This is a genomic window from Psychrobacter sp. P11G5 (genome assembly GCF_001593305.1).
Lineage (GTDB): Bacteria > Pseudomonadota > Gammaproteobacteria > Pseudomonadales > Moraxellaceae > Psychrobacter.
This window is the reverse complement of record NZ_CP012533.1, coordinates 1252756-1271956: the sequence shown is the minus strand read 5'-3', so window position 1 is coordinate 1271956 and position 19201 is coordinate 1252756. Positions and strand designations below refer to the sequence as shown.

General features: G+C 36.1%; 12 protein-coding genes and 1 pseudogene. 8 read left to right on the top strand and 5 right to left on the bottom strand.

Going from position 1 to position 19201, the window contains the following annotated elements:
* Positions 1–22 precede the first annotated feature (22 nt).
* From AK825_RS05310 to AK825_RS05280, 6 genes are all read left to right on the top strand, one after another.
* The gene (locus AK825_RS05310) at positions 23–2428 is read left to right on the top strand and encodes an Hsp70 family protein (RefSeq protein ID WP_068035169.1); all 2406 of its coding nucleotides are present in this window, start codon (positions 23–25) and stop codon (positions 2426–2428) included.
* 8 nt (positions 2429–2436) lie between these two features.
* Positions 2437–3645: a 3'-5' exonuclease gene (locus AK825_RS05305; RefSeq protein WP_068035168.1), complete on the top strand. Its 1209-nt coding sequence runs from the start codon at positions 2437–2439 to the stop codon at positions 3643–3645.
* Positions 3645–5498: a hypothetical protein gene (locus AK825_RS05300; protein WP_068035167.1), complete on the top strand. Its 1854-nt coding sequence runs from the start codon at positions 3645–3647 to the stop codon at positions 5496–5498. The genes AK825_RS05305 and AK825_RS05300 overlap by 1 nt, the downstream gene beginning before the upstream one ends.
* Before the next feature lie 179 nt (positions 5499–5677).
* Positions 5678–6538 carry a hypothetical protein gene (locus tag AK825_RS05295; RefSeq protein ID WP_068035163.1) on the top strand — a complete coding sequence of 287 codons (861 nt, stop codon included), beginning with the start codon at positions 5678–5680 and terminating at the stop codon, positions 6536–6538.
* A gap of 658 nt (positions 6539–7196) precedes the next feature.
* Positions 7197–9572 (top strand): hypothetical protein, encoded by a 2376-nt coding sequence (locus AK825_RS05285; protein ID WP_068035160.1) that lies wholly within the window; start codon positions 7197–7199, stop codon positions 9570–9572.
* Between the two features lie 6 nt (positions 9573–9578).
* Positions 9579–13028 (top strand): site-specific integrase, encoded by a 3450-nt coding sequence (locus AK825_RS05280; RefSeq protein WP_068035158.1) that lies wholly within the window; start codon positions 9579–9581, stop codon positions 13026–13028.
* A 571-nt stretch (positions 13029–13599) separates the two neighbouring features.
* Here the strand turns inward: AK825_RS05280 and ppiC are convergent.
* Entirely contained in the window at positions 13600–13878 is a 279-nt protein-coding gene (gene ppiC / locus AK825_RS05275) for a peptidylprolyl isomerase PpiC (RefSeq protein ID WP_068035156.1), read from the bottom strand.
* A 285-nt stretch (positions 13879–14163) separates the two neighbouring features.
* Positions 14164–14292 (bottom strand): annotated as a pseudogene (locus AK825_RS14665) (transposase); the annotation flags it as partial.
* A 753-nt stretch (positions 14293–15045) separates the two neighbouring features.
* Here AK825_RS14665 and AK825_RS05270 point away from each other — a divergent pair.
* Both AK825_RS05270 and AK825_RS05265 read left to right on the top strand, forming a co-directional pair.
* Entirely contained in the window at positions 15046–15573 is a 528-nt protein-coding gene (locus AK825_RS05270) for a peroxiredoxin (RefSeq protein WP_068035154.1), read from the top strand.
* Between the two features lie 323 nt (positions 15574–15896).
* Positions 15897–16214, top strand: coding sequence for a DUF1244 domain-containing protein (locus AK825_RS05265; RefSeq protein ID WP_068035152.1), 318 nt, complete (start codon positions 15897–15899; stop codon positions 16212–16214).
* Positions 16215–16307: 93 nt separating this feature from the next.
* Here the strand turns inward: AK825_RS05265 and AK825_RS05260 are convergent, their stop codons facing one another.
* The 3 genes from AK825_RS05260 to AK825_RS05250 all read right to left on the bottom strand — a co-directional run bounded on the left by AK825_RS05260 (position 16308) and on the right by AK825_RS05250 (position 19063).
* Positions 16308–16736 carry an SRPBCC family protein gene (locus AK825_RS05260; protein WP_227514142.1) on the bottom strand — a complete coding sequence of 143 codons (429 nt, stop codon included), beginning with the start codon at positions 16734–16736 and terminating at the stop codon, positions 16308–16310.
* A 259-nt stretch (positions 16737–16995) separates the two neighbouring features.
* Positions 16996–17988 (bottom strand): 23S rRNA pseudouridine(2604) synthase RluF, encoded by a 993-nt coding sequence (rluF, locus tag AK825_RS05255; RefSeq protein ID WP_068035144.1) that lies wholly within the window; start codon positions 17986–17988, stop codon positions 16996–16998.
* A 361-nt stretch (positions 17989–18349) separates the two neighbouring features.
* Positions 18350–19063: a hypothetical protein gene (locus tag AK825_RS05250; protein WP_068035142.1), complete on the bottom strand. Its 714-nt coding sequence runs from the start codon at positions 19061–19063 to the stop codon at positions 18350–18352.
* Positions 19064–19201 lie beyond the last annotated feature (138 nt).

Genomic DNA, 19201 nt, shown 5'->3' with positions numbered 1-19201 from the left:
TAACTTGAAGGAATAACGTTTAATGCCTAATAATAAGGATTGGATAGTATCAACCAATATTGATACTAATAATAATCTCTCTACTGATAACAATATTTATGTGGGTATTGATTTTGGAACTTCTACTACCGTGATTAGTCAAGCACACCTTGAAGAAGGCAGAGTGAATATTTCTGAAGTACCCATTACGCAACCCAAAGAGTTAGGTGGATTTATAAAACATTACTTAATTAATAGCGTTCTTGCTTGGAAAAACAAAAAACTAATCTGGGGGCAAGATGCTTACCGCTTAAAACCCACACTTCATGAAGGAGTTAATGTTTTTTCTTCTTTTAAAATGAAGTTGGGTCTCGCCATTGGACCGACCTACCCTAGAACATCTCTGGCTTCCTCTCGTGAAAATACACCCACCATTGAAACTGCTGAAGATGCCACTAGAGAGTTTTTCAAAGGGGTCTTAGCTGGCTTAACAGATGAACTTAAAGCAAAAGACTTAAGTAATTATAGATTTACATTTACAGTTCCCGCCTCATTTGAAGCTAATCAACGCCGTGATTTAGTTCAAAGCCTCGAAGCAAATAATATTTCTGAAAATCAGCTATGCCTTATCGATGAGCCTAACGCTGCTTTTTTAAGCTTTTTATATGAATGCACACATAAGAAACAAGAACCTGATTTTTTAAGAAAACTAAAGTCTGATGATGCTAATATTCTGGTTTATGATTTTGGCGCTGGCACCTGTGACATTTCCATACTTAAAGTTGGCTTAACTGAAGATAGCTTTCAATCTAGAAATTTGGCGATTTCCAAATTTACAGCACTGGGTGGAGATAATATAGATAGAGCTATTGCCGAACATGTCTTAATGCCTCAACTGCTGCGCTCTTGCCCAGAATACGATCCTAGTCTAAGAGATAAAGAAGAAACATTAATACCAAGTTTGCAAGCTACAGCTGAAAGACTAAAAATTTATGTCATTAAATGGATGGTAGAAAATCAGATCAACTCATTGAATGAACTTAGCAATTATTCAGATATTGAATTTACAGATTTGCCATTAAACTCGATCACGATAAAAAAGAAACACAACTTATACCTAGATGAGCCGAGTCTCAAAATCAAAGCATTTAGAAATATTATGGAAGATTTTGTTGGGGACTATGATGGATTACATACCCCCCTTCATATAGTATCGCCTGTCGCCGATGCACTAGATAAATCAAAGCTACACAGAGCAGATGTTGATGCGGTGTTATTTATTGGTGGAAGCTCGCAAAACCCCCTAGTTCAAGAATGTGTGATGGATTATGTAAACGAATATAGTGTTAACGCTCAGGCAATTATCCCTAGTGACCTACGTTCTCATGTATCCTTAGGTGCTGCAATACATAGTTTTAGTTATCACGGTTTAGATGTGGACTTTATCCAACCTATTACATCAGAGACTATTTATATTATTACTAAAAATGAAATTCTAGAAACTATCATACCATCGTCTTCACCAGTACCAAATCCATCAGCTTTTGAAACGACTTTAATTGTTGCTAACAGAGAGCAATCTAGTATTGATCTGCCTATTTGCGTTGGAAATAAAAATAAACTTCTTGGAATCATAACGATTGATTCTGATAGTAAGTATTTCAATATAGGTGATGAAGTTCAAGTTAAAGCTTCTATAAACCAAGAAAAACTTTTAAGTATTACTGCTCAAGTTGCTGGAAAAACTGTTTCATCAAGTATTCTAAACCCCCTTTCAAACGAAGAGCTTACCGAAACCGAGTCTAAGCTATTAAAGGCTAAGCAAGTATTCAATCAAGATTTACTAGATTACAAAGGTAGACCAAGAATACATGTCGTAAAAAAATATGCTGATGCGGCATTAGAAGCTGGCGCGTACGAGCTAGCCGCAGAGCTATACCAAGGTATTGAGAGAATGGATGATAGCTATGATTACTCAACACAAATATGCTATGCATATTCTAGAGCTGGTAGATCAAAGCTTTCTAATGAATGGGGAGACTTAGCATATAAACGAAAACCTAATGCAATTAATGCCTACAACTTATCATGCAAACACTCAGGTGAAAAACAAGAAAAATACCTAAGATTGGCTCTTGAGCACGATTCTTTTTATACGAAAGCTTTGATGGCGCTTGGTCGTATTCTTTACTTTAGAAATGATAAAGAGGGAAGTCAGCTACTTGAAAGAGCTAAGAGTAATATAATGTCTGACTATGAGTTTGGAGTTACTGATAATAGTGACGCTCAAGACCTTTTAAGTATTGCAGATATGTTAGATGATGAAGTTACAAAGCGTAAAGCAAAAGGTTTGATTGAAGAAATCAGTAGTAAAGAAAAGTCTTCGGTATATTCTGATACAAACCTAGTCCAAACAAAAAATAATAACAATCTACTTAATAAAGAATAGAGGCGTTTATGGCTTGGTGGATACCGTTTAACAAACTTAGAGACAGACAAACTCGTTATATTAACGAAATGCTAAAATCTGTTCGAGAGGATAATAAGACAGTTTACTGGGTTCAAGGCTTTGCAGGAACTGGCAAAACAACAGTTCTAGCTAACTTGGCTGTCAAGCTAAGAGCTGACAGAAAATCTCTAGGCGTTCAAGAACGTTATTGCTTTATTACCTATACAAATGCCATGAAAGAACTCATCAAAAAGACCTTTGTGGCTGAGAATAAAGGTTTTATAAACATTCAAACACATACCAAGTTTTTAAGAGACAATCTTATTTATGACTTTGTATTTCTTGATGAGGTACAAGATATTAGTCCTAACGACCTAAATAGAATTAAAAGTCTTTCAAAATTCTTATTTATAGCAGGAGATTGTGAGCAAAGTATTTATGAAGGAAGTGCTAAAGAACATCAGATAGACAACATTTTTAAACCCAATAAGCTCTTTTTTACTGAGATTTTAAGACTAACTAAATCCATGAGAGATTTAGCAAAAAATATATTACCCAATAGTAAAATTAATGAAGGTTCTCCAGAAAACACATATGGAGATAATACGCCTTTGATTATTGAGTTTGATAATGAAGCCTCCGAATTAAACTGGGTAGCAGAAAACGCTCATCAGAGAGCAGCTCCAGGAAGTCCCAGTTGTATACTTTTCACTCATCACTCAAACATCAAGAGTTTTTTTTATCAAATCTATATATCTAACAACATATCACCACCTGGTCCCTTTGAAAATATAGACCTCAAGGACTTCTCTGCTAGATTAGATTATAAACAAGTAAACGGCTATTTTAAATATCATAAACTACCATATAGATATCTAGGTAATAACGATGGTGAGTTGAATGAGAGTGATAGACAGCCAATTGTTTATATCATGACATACCATAGTTCTAAAGGCTTAGATTTTGATACTGTATATGTCCCTCAACTAAATTCAAGTAAGCAAATTGTTTTCAAGTATGTTCTAGAAAAATATCCAGAGCTTGATCAAAGACTTTTGTTTGTAGCAGTAACACGTAGTCGCAAGGACTTATTCTTAACGTATAGCGGTAAACACCCGCATAAGTTTATAAGTGACTTGCCGAATGGTAGTTATGAAAAAATTGAGAATCCTCACTTAGTAGATGATGACGAAAATGACGACTGGGATGTATTCTAATGGAAAATAGTAACTGTATAATTATTACCCACAAAGAATGGCTTAATTGGTTAGCTTTTGGATACTTGCGCGTCTCAACGTCACGCATTAGCTATTTTGATGGCTCTGAATCTAGTTTCGAAATATTAATGAGCTATAGTGTCGATAATGCACTTGATGAAGAGGATGCTTACTTATTAGCCTCTTTAGTTGATGAATATAGTAGTAAAGATCTCCACGTAAAACGCACTCCTTTTTCAGACTATATCACCATCCAAGCTGTGCAAGGATTTTACTCCTTAAGTATCAAAGGTCGTGACCTTCTAGAATATGAGGCAGAACAATCTCACTCTATCCTAAATTATGATAGTAAAATTGAAAACCTATGGAGTGAATGGAAAAATAATCAACTTAAGCTAAGAAGTCACGACAAAGGCAATAAATTTCTTGAGATACTGGGATATCCAAGATTTGAAGTTGAGCCAGAACTTGATAATAATACTCTATTTAGTAAATTACTGAAGAATTATAATCGTAGAGAGCTACCCCAAGAACTCCAAAAGCATAATAAAAAGAATGTTTTTTCTTGGCTTGTGAGTAATTATAAATTTAGTGAAATCGTAGATAAGAGTATATATAACCAGTATAAGAAGTGGCGCAATAGTAGTGAATTAAGCGCTATATATAATGAGAAAATGTCAAAGTATCTTGCAACTGATGATGAATGCTTAGTAGATCAACACTCTCTCATAGCTGAAAAGATATTCTTTGAAGGTATGTATGAACAAAGAGATTATCTTTTAGCAACCTCTTTCTTGGTTCATTATTATAATTTATTAGACAATGACTATGAGATTAATCTTCAATTTTTAGAAACTGACCTAGCCTTTTTAGGTGAAGTATATTCTAAAAATAATATACCTCAACTCATCGCCTACTTCATTGGCAAAAGACTAAATGAAGTTTATTTAAACCATTTATATATAGCAAAAAACATTGATCAAAAAAAGCCAGGTATGTTTAATCCTAATTTTTTCTCAAATCTGAAAAACAAAGAGCTTAAGTTATGTAATATCGATCAAGCTCAGCTTCAAGATATGATCAATCAGGTGAATCTTAAAGTTGAAGAGATACAGCTCGCTTATAGTAAAGAAGCAAGTAACGAACAGGACTCTGCATTAGGGTCCGACGCTATAGAAGAAAGAGATGGCGATTCAAATCAACCTACCCAGTCTCAAAAACCAATGAAAGACAACGACAATATTAAAACTAATAACATTCCTCCGACTGAAGAGTTAGATACTCCTAACAATACAACCAATGACGACTCTATTCAGCCTCTTTCAGATGCTGAAAAATTAGTTAACTCAGAAGAGTCTGAGTATATTATCAGTAGGATTGCTACTAAAAATAAAGACTTTAATGAACATAATGACAACTTGGAACTTTCTTTAGATACACAACTTGACCCCTCTGACAAAAAAAATCCAATAGATAGTTCAGATAAATATGGAGCTACTACTGAATCAGTAATCGATAGCAAGTCTGATGATGAGAATGACTTAGAGAAAGTGACCCAATCAGAATCAGATAAGATAAAGAATTTAGCTTTAAAAATATACTCAGAACTCAGTCCTGAAAATAGAAAAAATGCTAGTCCTTTTATCAAGAAATTTATTGCAGAGTTCACTAAACAGTTTGGTGATTCTAACAAAAATATACTCAAGTCTAAACCACATAAAGACTTCTTCAGTAGCTTCGGTGAGTTAATCGGAGATATAGAAACATATAAAAATATTAATTACTCTGATTTTAAGAATATATTAGATGAAAAACTCCAACCTGTTTCAGAAATACAAAATAAATTACTATAGTCATTCCACTATGAAAATATTACTACGTTGACCTCGCTTGAAGTATTTAATATACGTCTACACTCGGTTGCCTTGTACTACTTTTAAATTGAATCGACTATAATTTCTGAGAGCTAAAGGTATTACAAGTTACGCTCGACAAGGTATGTGTTTAGTATTCTTATAGCGGGGGTGAGGTTATGAGCAGTAAAGAACTAAAAGAATTTAGTTTCCGCGAACAACGTTTTGCCTACCCATCTTCTCATGCCGCTAAACGTATCTTCCAGCGTACATCGATGGATAGTTTAGAGTTAATGAAGCTTCTTGATAATGGAGCGTGTGTAAACATCGGGCAAAGCTCAGGTTCATATCGTCGTCATTTACTATTTTTTAGTCCAGAAGATAAATTCTATTATGTGGCTATCCAAGATGAACGTAATGGCAAAATTATTACTATCCTACCTCCTGCTTATCATAAAAATTCAGCATGGAAAATCACTCCTGAACAATGTTTATTAGCTAAAGAACGCTATGAACGATGCTCAGAGTTGGCTTTAGTAAGAAAGTCTATGAAAAAAGCAGAGGATAATAGACCTCTATTTGACAAAAAAAGCCAACCATCAAATCACTATCGTACAGTAACTACAACTAAACGTGACTATAAAATATGGGTCCAAGCACTTTATATTAGTGAACACTTAACAACTAAACGCAAAACCTTATTTAAAACATCGATAGATTTCTATTTAGATGATTTTGAAATAAATATTAAGGATTTTCTAAAAAACCCAGTACTATATGAAAAAATTGATGATGGCATTAAAAACAAAAGACTTTTTCAGGAAACTATTTATGCCTTATGTTTTCGAAAGAAGAAAGATAACTCAGTATTCTATATTGTGAAACTGCGCAGTGAACATGAAGCCATAATTCATGCAAAGAAATATAACAACCAGATCCAACATATGAGACAAGTTTTATCTTCTTACTATAGTGATAGTTTAGCCTTACCGATGCCAGCCTCTATGAAGCTACCACGCTTATGCTGTAAGCCTTTTTAAAAGGAATACATTGACCATTAAATATTTGATGGCTTCAAATATAAAATCTTGCTTCGACTGTACCCTTATCTTAATTACTTGGCATGTATCCTGAAACACTATCAGATTATGGATTATAAAGTGAAACTTAAACAATACTCCCTCAGTTATATCTCCCAACAGTTTATTAATTACCACGACGAGTTTAAGCAACTCTATATAATTACTCATGAAGTATCATCAAAACTAGAAAATGATTTTCTTGAGATAGAGATCGAAAGAGCTCTAGCGGCTACTACACTGATCACAATCATAGATCAAGATTTCATCTTTTTAAACAACTATATTTTGGCATTTTTTTGTAAAAAATATATAAATCAGGCTATAGATAAGCAATTAGAATGTATCTGTGTTAATAACAACGAATCCCTTAAATTTAATAGGCTGGAAACTATTTTTTATGAACTTATTAACTTTCTCAATAGAGCCATTCGTAGTCAAGAAAATTTAAATTATTATAAAGTCCATCAAGATCTAAAAAAAGCTCTAACTGAAAAGCAATGCCAACACTTATTTGGTCTTAACAATTATCCCATAATACTCTTTTGCTCACATATGAACATCCATCAAAATACATACGATAACGCACGGAATAAGTCAAAAAATCGCGAGAAATATAATGCCTGATGATAGTGATCAAATTGTTCTGTTGACTGATGACCAACTTATTGAACAAGTTGATCTTTTAAGTGTTGAATATCCATATAACTACAGTAAGAACTGGATAGCTGCACTAGAGGAAATTGCCACTTCAATTAATTTAGGTATTCAACAACAATCGCCACCTTCAATAGAACAGTTAATAGCTATAAAAAACGGTTTATTTTTTCAAGAAGATGTCAGTAAGAAGACACTTAATGTATTACCTCCGATTATACAACCACTTTTCTTGTTAGCTAACTTAACCGATGATGAGCATAAAGAAATAATATGGCTATGTATATCCATTCATACGTACTTATTATTATCTCATCATAAAAAAGCAAAGACGCATTTAACGAATATAATTAACCGATTTAAATTGCCTGTATTCTCTAACTCTAAAAATAACCGATGGATTTGGAAAGTTTTACCAAGACTTGACGACCTAGAAGAGTTATCAAATACAGTGGATTTCATCTATGTATTCTTTGTAGAACAGTTAGGAATAGTAGCGTACGAACAAGAAGCACGAATAGAACTGCTAATAAACACTGAGGAAAGTGAAGCAACCCTCAAGTTCCGCAGTAAAAAATTTAAACAGCTTAACGCGATTGTTAAATGCTTTGAGCAAGCCTACTATCCTAACAAGAAAATCACTCGCCAGCGCAAAAAGAAAGATAAATACTTGGATCCTTTTGAAAGTGAAGCCACCGAACAATTGGCTGATTTTGTGGATGGTTCAACTTGGGTAGAAAATAGCTATTGGAATCAAAATAAATATGATATTGAGAGCGATGCTCCGCATTTATACTACCAGTATCCTGCAATACCAGATTTTGATTATGAACTGTATTCACCAAACTCCAGAAAGCCCAAAAATATTGAAGAGTACATGGATACTTTAGAACGTCCACTGATTGTCAGTTTAGATTTGCCTGATAAGAAAGTTCGTTACATGCAACCGTTACATAGGATAGAAAAAAACGTTCATCACAGCTATATTAGCCAGAGAGAGTTAGAGCTTAACTCTAATGTCAGAACGCTTTCTGTAGCAGGCTTAAAACAGGTTTTTGGCAGATTAGCGATAGATTCACATCAACACGACTATAAACACAATAAAGCCTCTCTTATCTTACTCCTATCAATGATAACAGCCGTTCCTGTAGAGTTTTTAATGACAACTGGTTTCATTTCAAACTCTGGGTTATTCACCGTTTTGGGAGATGCTGCATATTTGCAGTATCAACTACAAATCACTGATCGTAAGCATGAATATGATGCAAATATTCACGAAAATCAAAAGCGTATCATACGTCTACCCATGCCAATGAGGTTAATAAAATTCCTTTCTCATGAAAGAAACTTACCAAATAAAGAGGATATTCTAGACTATATTCGCACTATAAAAGAAGAGATAGACCTGCCCTATCTATCAGTAGTACGTATTGAAACCGCTTTGCATATTATTTTACACAGATATATTCAAGGTGGTAACCAACATATTGCCGATCTGATTTGCCGAATACCAGCATCTCTTGCACCCTCTACTTACTACAGCAGTCATAATAACGAATTTCTTATTAAGCGTTATCATCAAGCAATAGAGCTGCTTAACTATGACAACCAATTAGACGATAGTTTTATTAGCAAACCAAGTACTAGAACAGATTTTACTACAGGCTCTGGATTTGCATTGACATTAGAATACGTCAATATTTTCTTACAGGATCTATCGGTGTGGGTTGATAATGACGACAATAGAGAGGAGCACTTCAACAGGTATAGCGCTCTTGTTTGGATCCAGTTTTGTTTGTTGACTGGTACTCGTCCAAATAATGGACTGACTAATGTTAAAGATATTGACTTAGAGGTGGGTTGGTACGAAGTGGCAGATAAACCTAATAAGGCTGTCAAAAACCATCGACTAATCCCGTTGTGCCCTACTCTTTTGGCAATTTTAAAAAAGTACCAATTATTTCTTGTCGATTATCAGCCTTATGCGACTGCCAAGGTCGATAAAATGATTCATCAGATCAAACAAGAACAAGATGAGCTAACCCTACTTAATATGCTATCAGATAGTTACGATAAACTTATTCAAATCAAGCGAAGCCATATCTCAAAATTATTAGCAGACTACATGCCTTTTGATGATTCTTATTGGACACGGCACTTCTTACGTACCCAGCTTGAAAAGCTTGGCGTTTCAATGATCTTGATCAATACAGTGATTGGGCATGAGAAAAACCGACAAGAGGCATTGGGACAGTTCTCATCAGTAAATAAGCAACAAATTTGGCAAGTGCGTGATACCTTTGAAGAAATCGCACAACAAATGAATCTAAAAATGTGATAGCAAATGAAACCATCAAAAAATAAATCGAATAACGATAGCAATCAGTCGCGTAAAGAACTAGCAAAGCCGCATCAAACTCAAAAATCTAAACGCAAGAAAAAAGGTAAGGCTCGTGAGGTAAAAAAACATCCTATTAATCCGTCAATCGTAAATAAAAATATTTTTCCACCTAAAATCATTGCTGGCTTCACCGAAAAAAAAGGTGATAGAAACGCCTTGAATGTAAACCAGAATGACGTATCAATACGTACCTATCAAAAGTACGAGTTGCTGAATATATTTCAAACTCTATGGGAAGATATTCAAAAACAAGCATTCCAAGACTTTCAGGCTTTAGTCAATCAAGCAGATGTAGACAAAAGATTTTACGAATACAAGATACTTTCAACAGAGAAATACAAAAAGATCTACCTAGAAAAACATCCTAAGCCAACTAACGATATCAAACTAAAGCAATGGGAAGTAACTTATACTGATTATTTAGAACAATTAGCATTAATGACATACCCACTTGATGAACAGTATTTCGAAGGTTTTTTAAAACAAGCACACAAGCTGATTCATCAAGTCTGTTCTAAAATTTATACTTCAATGGCTCAATTTCGATATGCTTGGGAGGTTTTGTCTAAATTTGTCAGCTACTACAATACGTTTTATATGCAATCAGAGTATCACTACCCTTTACCTAGCGAGCCTGTTTTAGTAAAAGAGAGTCCACTTTCAATTGATGAAAACTGGGTAAAAAATGGCAAGCTTTTTAATAAAATAACTAAAGCGGTGATGGCAGACTGGGCAGCGGCAAGTAAAGATCAAAATCAGTCCTTAGTTTCGCTTGTGTTTTCACTAATAGCTTTTGGCGGGATTAACGATAAAGAACTACTGGCTGCTTTAGTCAATACTCTGTTAGATCAACCAGTCTTAACTGCTTTCAATGATCATCATGTCATTGTTTCTGTACGTTACCCTACAAAAAATTATGGTAATGAAAGAGTAGAATCTACTAATGTAAAAAAGAGTTCTTTATACATTACTCAGCAAGTCTCTCTAGACGTCATCAGCCAATGCTGGTTATACCGATGTAGAAAATTTAACGAGCCTTATCAGTTTAGGACAAGCACGGATATTGAAAGATTAATAAGGAACCATTTAAGTGAGGTTTTGCAAGTATCTAAAAACAAGGTTCCTTCTCTACCATGGTTGCTAAGTTATGCAAGTTATCATTGGGAAATGATGCCCAATGTCTTTGTTGATCAAGCACTAATAGGAGTTGCACAAGGCAAGCGTAAAACCACAGGTCTACTCACAGATGATTTTTCCACCTTGATAAATAAAGAGTATAAAACTAACAAACCATCTTTATCAGTCGAGGCACCTCTATCCAAAGTCAGCAAAAATACCGTAAGGTATGCTGAGCTGGCCGAAGTCCGCAAGATAGATATCGTTAAACGTATTTATAAAGAATTAGACAATCATTACAGCACTCGTAAGCAAAAAGAAAGAATCAAAGACAACGAATATGATATCAACTACTCTTTAACGAACATGTTAAATGAAGAACGTGATATTGCTGAAAATATTTTAATAAAGTTTGTATTATCTAGATCTAATGCAACGCCTCGTCCCAAAAAAGAAACTATTCAAGGCTATTTGAGCTCGGTAGCTTATGAATGGCTTTATTTCTTATCAGGACAGCCTTTAAATACTTATAGTAGTGAGGATTTTGAAGAATGCTACGAAGAGATTTTAGAGCATAAATCTGTCTATCGTAATAACAAAGATACTCAATACTCAGCAAAGCTGCTGCAGCGTCTACATGACATAGGGGTTAAGTACTATCATTTCCCTAAAGTAAGTATTAAAGAAGCTCAAACACAAAGAGTGGTACGTAGCGAATGGATTTCACCGCTAGCTTATCAAGCAATCCTGTTAAACATACCAAAGCTTGTTGATTCACTCGAAGTCGATATGTACAAGCTGTTGTTTGTTCTCGCATATCGTACAGGCATGCGGAAGAAAGAATTGCTTGGATTAAGGTATGCAGATATTGAGGGATTCACCCTTGGCGAACCGTCGCTAGTTATTCGTCCAAATATTTACCGCAGCACAAAAACTCAAGGTAGTATCCGCCGAGTAGCAGCTTTTTCACTACTATCTGACGAGGAATTGAATTTTTTTAATCAATATGTACAGTTGAATGAGCTTCATAAGACAGATTATATATTTAGTCCCTCATATGACAAATATCCAATTGATGACACCGAACCTCTTGCAGTACTGAGAAGAATACTGTGCTTATTCGAAGCGAAGGACTATACATTTCATGCATTTAGACATACAGCAATTACCAATTTATCACTGATTTTGAATGCTGACGATCAGCTTGTGAAAACATTAACTGGTTACAGTGATCAACATATTGCCAAGATAAAAACTGGGCTGTTAGGAGTTAATCATGATGCTCAAGATAAATGGTATGCCATTTCAGGAATAGCTGGGCATGTGTCTCCTAACCGAAGCTTTGAGTATTATATTCATTCAGCAATGCTTATGACTACATACGCTATTGCCAATACAGAAATGCAGTTAGATTACGTTATCTTTAAAAACATTACTGATATTAGTAAAGACAGGCTCAAGTCCAATAGCATCCCAATTATCGATAACAAGATATCTATCTCCGATACGCGCAAGTTGACAAAAAAACTAACCTTAAATCAAAGTCGAGATATTCCAGTAAACCTTACTATTGATATTGCTAATCAGTTCAAGGAAAGTGAGGTGTTCACTGCTAATGTGGCAGACGATAGAGTTCACCGCTATGGTATCAACCAACTCATCAAATTCTTACAGCTTTTAGAGGAAAGCGGCGATGTCAGACTATCGGCAAACCATTCATTCATAAAGCTCGAGGATGCACAAGTATTCGCTGAGCGCGCTGAGAAAATAGCACAGATTACTACTAACCAGGGAAAATATCGCTTTATTGAAACAACGAATCAACGACAACCAAAAAGTATGAAAAGTAGAGAAAATTATGAGCTCCTACCCATCATACTAAAATCAGTTTGGATCTTACGTGATCAACAACATACGGACTACCTATGGTTTCTACAGATAGTTAGACAAAAAATCACTATTAATAATGCCTATCTTTCATTTCCGGTAAAAGATATAGATGAGTTTCTAAGGTTTGCACAGATTAGCTTAAGACTTTTACCTGCACAGTCGTGGATGATTGCAGGTAATAAAGATATAAAAGCTACTCTGAATGATACCTATAGAACTACTGATAAAAAACCAGAGGCATCAAAAGCAATCTTCAAACCTTACAACTCTAGCACTATCAGATTTGGCATTTGTATTGCTGACGATCAAATATCAAATGGCAAAGCCTTTTCTGGCTTGCTGAGGTTTTTAGTACATCTTTTTATGATAGTAGATGATGAGGCCTGATAACTATTCCATGGGAAAATATGGTAGGTATACAGCCATGTGATACTCAGTTAGACAGGAGTATATTTGTATAACCGTTATATATTAAATATATTTCGATGCAATTAAGGACAGAAATGGCAGGTAAAAGAAATCAAAGACTCACTACTTTTTAGAGAAAGACTAATCAAGTCATCAGATATAACTAATATTGCAGCAAATTTCGCTTACCCCTCGAGTAGGGGTAAGTAGTCAAAATACCCTAATATTGGGGTGACCATCTTCAGACTAAAAAATACGTTTACTTAATCCACCCTTAAAGCTATAATTCATTTACCAAACCTAATCCCTTACATATCAGTATATACAGGTTAATGTAGAATTACACATTCCAATGAAAATCGATCAGTTAACATTGCCAAGGTTGGGGTTTCCTAACTGTAGTGGTACGGTGATTTTGGCCACCTATGTCCCGTCCTAAAATAGATTGATAGTTTTTTGCTAAGCCAGACAGCTTAATTGTCTGGCTTTGTTGTGTGCATCATCTATTAAAAACAGTTCAAAGCTCTTATGCCCCTACAGACTCTAACTCTTATGTCCTGTAAAGCACTTTAATCACATGCCAGCCAAATTTGGTTTTTACTAAATGTGGGGTAAATAGTTCGCCGTTGAAGCAGACTTTATCAAATGCCGGTACCATGTCGCCTTGTTTAAACTCACCTAAGTTACCACCTTTTTTACCTGATGGGCAGGTTGAGTGTTTCTTGGCCAACACATCAAACTGGGCGCCTTTTTTAAGCTTACTAATAATGTCCTCAGCCAGTTCTTTATCTTTTACTAAAATATGTAATGCGCTAGCTGTACGAGCCATAATATAAACCTTTTATAAAATATCGATTATCGGGGCATTATATCACTACTTACCTTGGTTGCTAAACTCATTCATATACTCTACTTTATTAAAAACCATTATCTACACAAGCGCTACTCTTTGGAGGAGAATCGGTGCCTTTTGAGTGTCGCTGACACTACACCATAGGCTTTATAATGCTGATGCAACTCATTACTTCAAAGTGAATCGCATCGGCACCCCAGTACTGTCGGAGACTCAATATGCTGAGAGAATACGACAACCTCCATTCGCTGTATTTTGTTAGTTAGATAATGTCTGCATGGCTATACCTAGCTGCTTTGCAGTCGCTGAAACTTTACCGTTGTTATCTGCTATCTAGTTCACGGTTTCAGCTTTAAAAGCTGCACTGTAGCGTTGATTTTTCTTGGTCATGATAAGCTCCTCATAGAGTCATTAGTTTACCAATTTCAATTGTACGGCTTCTTCAGCATAGCTCAATGTCACTTTTGACAAATTATAAACAGCTTGTTATGATAAAAAAACATCGTGGGTTTAAGGCTACTTCCAGCGCGATGAAAAACAAAGACTGGTAAAACGCACAACTCCTTTTCGCTCTGTAAGCTCTGTAAGGTGACTGTGTCGTTTCAATTTGGCACAGACAGAGCAACAGGAGATTTCTTTATGACTACTTCTAGTCAATCGCTTCCGAACTTTATACTTCTCAATACTTTTTCTCATACTCAGTTACTGAGTCTTATGAGCGCTTTCCGCTTTCCTAGTTTTTTTAACAAGCCTTCCATTAATCTTTCTAAACCTTTATCAGTCACTGATAGTCCAAGCTATGTAGAGATATGGCTTACCTTGGTTTTATTACTGTGCTCAACTACTCTTAATTTTGATACATAGCAATAAAACCAGATAAAAAAAAGTAGTGTGAAGCGCCCTATAGTATTATCCCATTATAAATATGGTCATCAGTAGAATTAAAGCCTGTGAGATAGATCATATCGTCAATAAAGATCAGTCCTTTAGGATAAACCACTCTTTGGCTTCTCTTCCCATATATTTTGATAGCTTATATAGTGAATATCAGCTTAAAGATTTGCTTATGAACTACTATAACTATTATCATATAAATGCTGGATTTTGAAAACAAAAAGACAATAACCTAAATCGGAGTAAATAATGATTACCCATGTACCTGATGTAACTTTTAAAACTCGTGTTCGTGATGAATCTATCGGAGGAGACAACCCATTCACATGGTATGACCTAACCACGGATGAGTTATTTGCCAATAAAAAAGTGGTCGTATTCTCACTACCAGGTGCCTTTACGCCAACTTGTTCGACCAGCCATCTCCCTCGTTACGAAGAGCTTTATGATGAGTTTAAGGCGTTAGGTATAGATGAAATAGTTTGCATTTCTGTCAATGATGCGTTCGTCATGTACCAATGGGGCCTAAAACAAAACCGTGAAAACGTTTTTTTGCTTCCCGATGGTAATGGTGAGTTCACTCGTAAAATGGGTATGCTTGTTGATAAGAGTAATCTTGGCTTTGGTATGCGCTCATGGCGTTATTCGATGTATATCGACAATAAAGCCATCAAAAAAGTGTTTAAGGAACCTGATTTTGGCGACAACTGCCCAATAGACCCCTTTGAAGTATCAGATGCAGACACCATGTTAGAGTATTTGAAAAGTAATGCTTAACCACATTGACGCTTGACTGTTGTTATTAAGTGTTATCAGGCATCTATAGATGCTCAAATACTGATATTCAAAAACTGTAGAACTGCGTCGTCTTTAAAGATAAAGGCTACGCAGTTTTTTTATGGTTTTTAAAAGAATGGCCTCTCAAACCCGTGGGCAGCCCTTAGAAGAGTAAGTTGTAAGTATAGATAAACTGTAAATATAGAAGAGAATCATCTGATATTATTACATCTGTAATAGGCGGGCAACCAGTATATAGGTTACCATTGCTTTTAAGACATCATACATAACCACAAACACGCATTAACGCTGAGGCAAAATTTATGGCAAAATTAGAATCAAACATCGAATTAGAAGCCGCGGCATTTCGTCGCTTATTAGCTCACTTAGACGAGCGCAAAGATGTACAAAATATTGATCTGATGAACCTTGCAGACTTTTGTCGTAACTGTTTATCCAAATGGTATAAAGCGGCTGGTGAAGAGCGTGGTATCGAAATCGACTATGAAGATGCGCGCGAACTTGTTTATGGTATGCCTTATTCTGAGTGGAAAGAGAAGTATCAACAACAAGCCACACCGGAGCAATTAGCGCGCTTTAATGAAATTGAAGCTGCCAAGAACAAGACTGATCAAGAATAACAGTAGTTGCCCGCACTCCACGAGCTATGCTTAGATCAAACCATAAAAGTCACTACTAAAAGACTGAGATAGAAAGTAAACATTGCCGCTAACTTAGCGGCTTTCTAAAGATTTAAGCATACTATTAAAAACTATCATGCCTTGTTTCTGCATTTTACGATCAAAAACCCTTCCGATCAGTGGCACAACCAGTCGGCCTTCAGACACCCAAGTCACGTGTGTGGTTCCATCCCCTAAATCTTTTAAATCAATAATGCCTTTGTAGTGTTCCATTTTTATAGGCTTGGCTTTTTCGATTTGATATTGCATATGAATAGGACGCTCAAACGCAGTAATTGGCTCCCATACTTTAAAGGCTCCGGTTTGTACTGTTCGTAAAGCGCCAGTGCCATTGCGCTCTTCATCACCTTCAGTCAACAACTCAGCAACACCTACAGATTTAAATAACGCATAACTGGCATGGTCGTTTAGTGCTTCAAAGACATCGTCAATCGGTTTTTTGACAATACGTTCTACTTTTATTTTAAATATAATATTATCTCGTCAAGGTTGAAGTTATTTAGCTTATTGCCATTTCAAAAATGAACAAAGCAATCACACTTTAAATTTTTGCAGTGGATAATAAGATAGGTTTTTTGTACCACTTACGCGTCTAATACTAGACTCTATTTTATCCCGCATCGAATGTAATCATCCCAAACCTAAGATAGCTTAAGTTGTCTGGATTTTTATACAGCGTCTCTAATCAGGCGTCCTAATTAACTGAGCACTACATATCAATCTATCGTTTTGAAGACCGCTGAGAACCTCGACCTTTTGCAGGGCGCTTGCCATTTGCAGCAGGTTTGCCATTGCCCCCAGCCTTCTTACCATAACCAGAAGGACGCCCACCTTTAGAACCCGCTGGTTTTCCAGCACCGTCTTTAGGGTGTTTACTATTCCCCTTTGCTGCGCCCCTTGGTTTTGAAGACGCCTTTGACTTTGAAGAGGTATCAATGCGAGGTTTTTTTCGTGGCGCATTACGAGATTTCTTGGCCGGAGCACTAGCATTGGCAGAAGAATCTTCTATAGATTTAAGTAGTACAGACAACTCTTTTGGGGTTAAATCTCGCCAATCTCCAACTGGAAGACCCTTAAGATTCACATTCATAATCCGCGTACGCTCAAGCTTCACGACTTCATAGCCAAAATGCTCACACATGCGACGAATTTGACGATTCAAACCTTGTACTAGCGTGATGTTAAATACGTTAGGCGCCACCTTAGTAACCGGGCACTTTTTCGTCATCTTGCCAAGCATTGGCACGCCACCGGCTAAACCTTCAATAAAACTATCCGTTATCGGCTTATTCACCGTCACCAAATATTCTTTTTCATGGTTATTGCCAGCACGTAATACCTTATTAACCAGATCGCCATTACTGGTCAAAAAGATTAAACCCTGAGAATCTTTATCCAAACGGCCAATCGGGAAAATACGTACGCTATGTCTGACAAAATCAACAATGTTATTTTTCTCGGAGCTTTCCGTGGTGCTTACAATGCCGACTGGCTTATTTAATACAATAAAAACAAAGTCATCAGCTTCTTTCGGCTCAATGAGCTGCCCGTTGACTTTTACCGTATCTCCAGCAACCACCTGATCGCCCACTGAAGCACGCTTGCCATTGACATACACATTACCTTGTTCAATAAAGCGGTCAGCGTCTCTTCGAGAGCAAATACCGCTTTCGCTGATGTATTTATTTAAACGAGTCGAGGAAGCATTAAACATAAAGCACCGTTTTTACTTAATAAAAAGCCTTTCTTGCTAAGAAAAAAGCCTAAATTGAATGGATAATTAACAACGAGATGGCTCACATTATATAGGAGATTCAATACCTATTTCAGGAGAGATGGGCAAAAACCTAGAAATGTATCCAGAATCGTATAAATCGAGATGGCGTTGAAAGAGCTTCTTCATGATGTTAAAAGATCAAAAAGCTTATACGAATTAAAAGACGTAGGACGGACAAACGAAGCCACTCTCTAATCGAAAAACGGCGGTGAAAGCAGAGCTTTCAATTTGAACCGCCCCAATATTTTCGTATTAACTCAGAATGTTTCGTCTTCGACAATCCTGGGACGGTTCACTATCAAAACCAACCCTGCTCCAAAAGATGCTCTGTATTACTCAGTTTAAACTCAGTATGTAGATCGTAAAACGTTCCTGGATCTTCAACATTACCGAGCAACTCTCGTTTATTGAGTGCCACAAACATCGCCAGCGAATAAGCCGCACAATGGATAGACTTTTTTGGATTAAACTCAATATCGGTAAAGGCTTGATATTGCATAACCTCCTCATGTAGCTGAGAGTTTTGCTTTAGTGCATTGATATAAAGCCAATCATAAAACGCGGTTAGTGGCTCAAGACCCCACTCTACACCAAAATCATTGTAGCCAACAAGCTGACCTGAGTCGTGTAAGCGCTCATCTTTTTTGGCTTGTCTTGGCGGCGCCGTTAGCAAGTCAGTATAGGGACCACCCTGTTCAAAAACCTTACTGGCCTGAAAGATGTTTTCGACACTATACTGCCCGCCGCTATGCTCATCAGTGAGCTGTAAGCTGAGTGGACTCAGCAAAAAGCTTAACTTATTGCCAGACTTACTAGATAGCTCCAAGACATTATTAAATCCATACTTTTTGCGAATGACTTGATGTAGGTCATTAATGGACTTTTTCTTTTGGCGACTTGCAAACCCCACATGCCGCTCAAACCTAACCATGTCCGTTTTTACCAGATTGTCACTGTTGACTCTAGGCATAAATACGGGTTTTTGCTCTACAGCGTTTTTACTTTGTTCCATAATTTATAGTCTTTATTTCATAGCGATGGGCATTATATCAATAGTTTTATATAAATGTTCTTTGATAGCGGATCTTACATAAATAGCGTTTAAATAAGCAGTGATTTAAATACATTATAATCTGACTAAGGCTTGGAA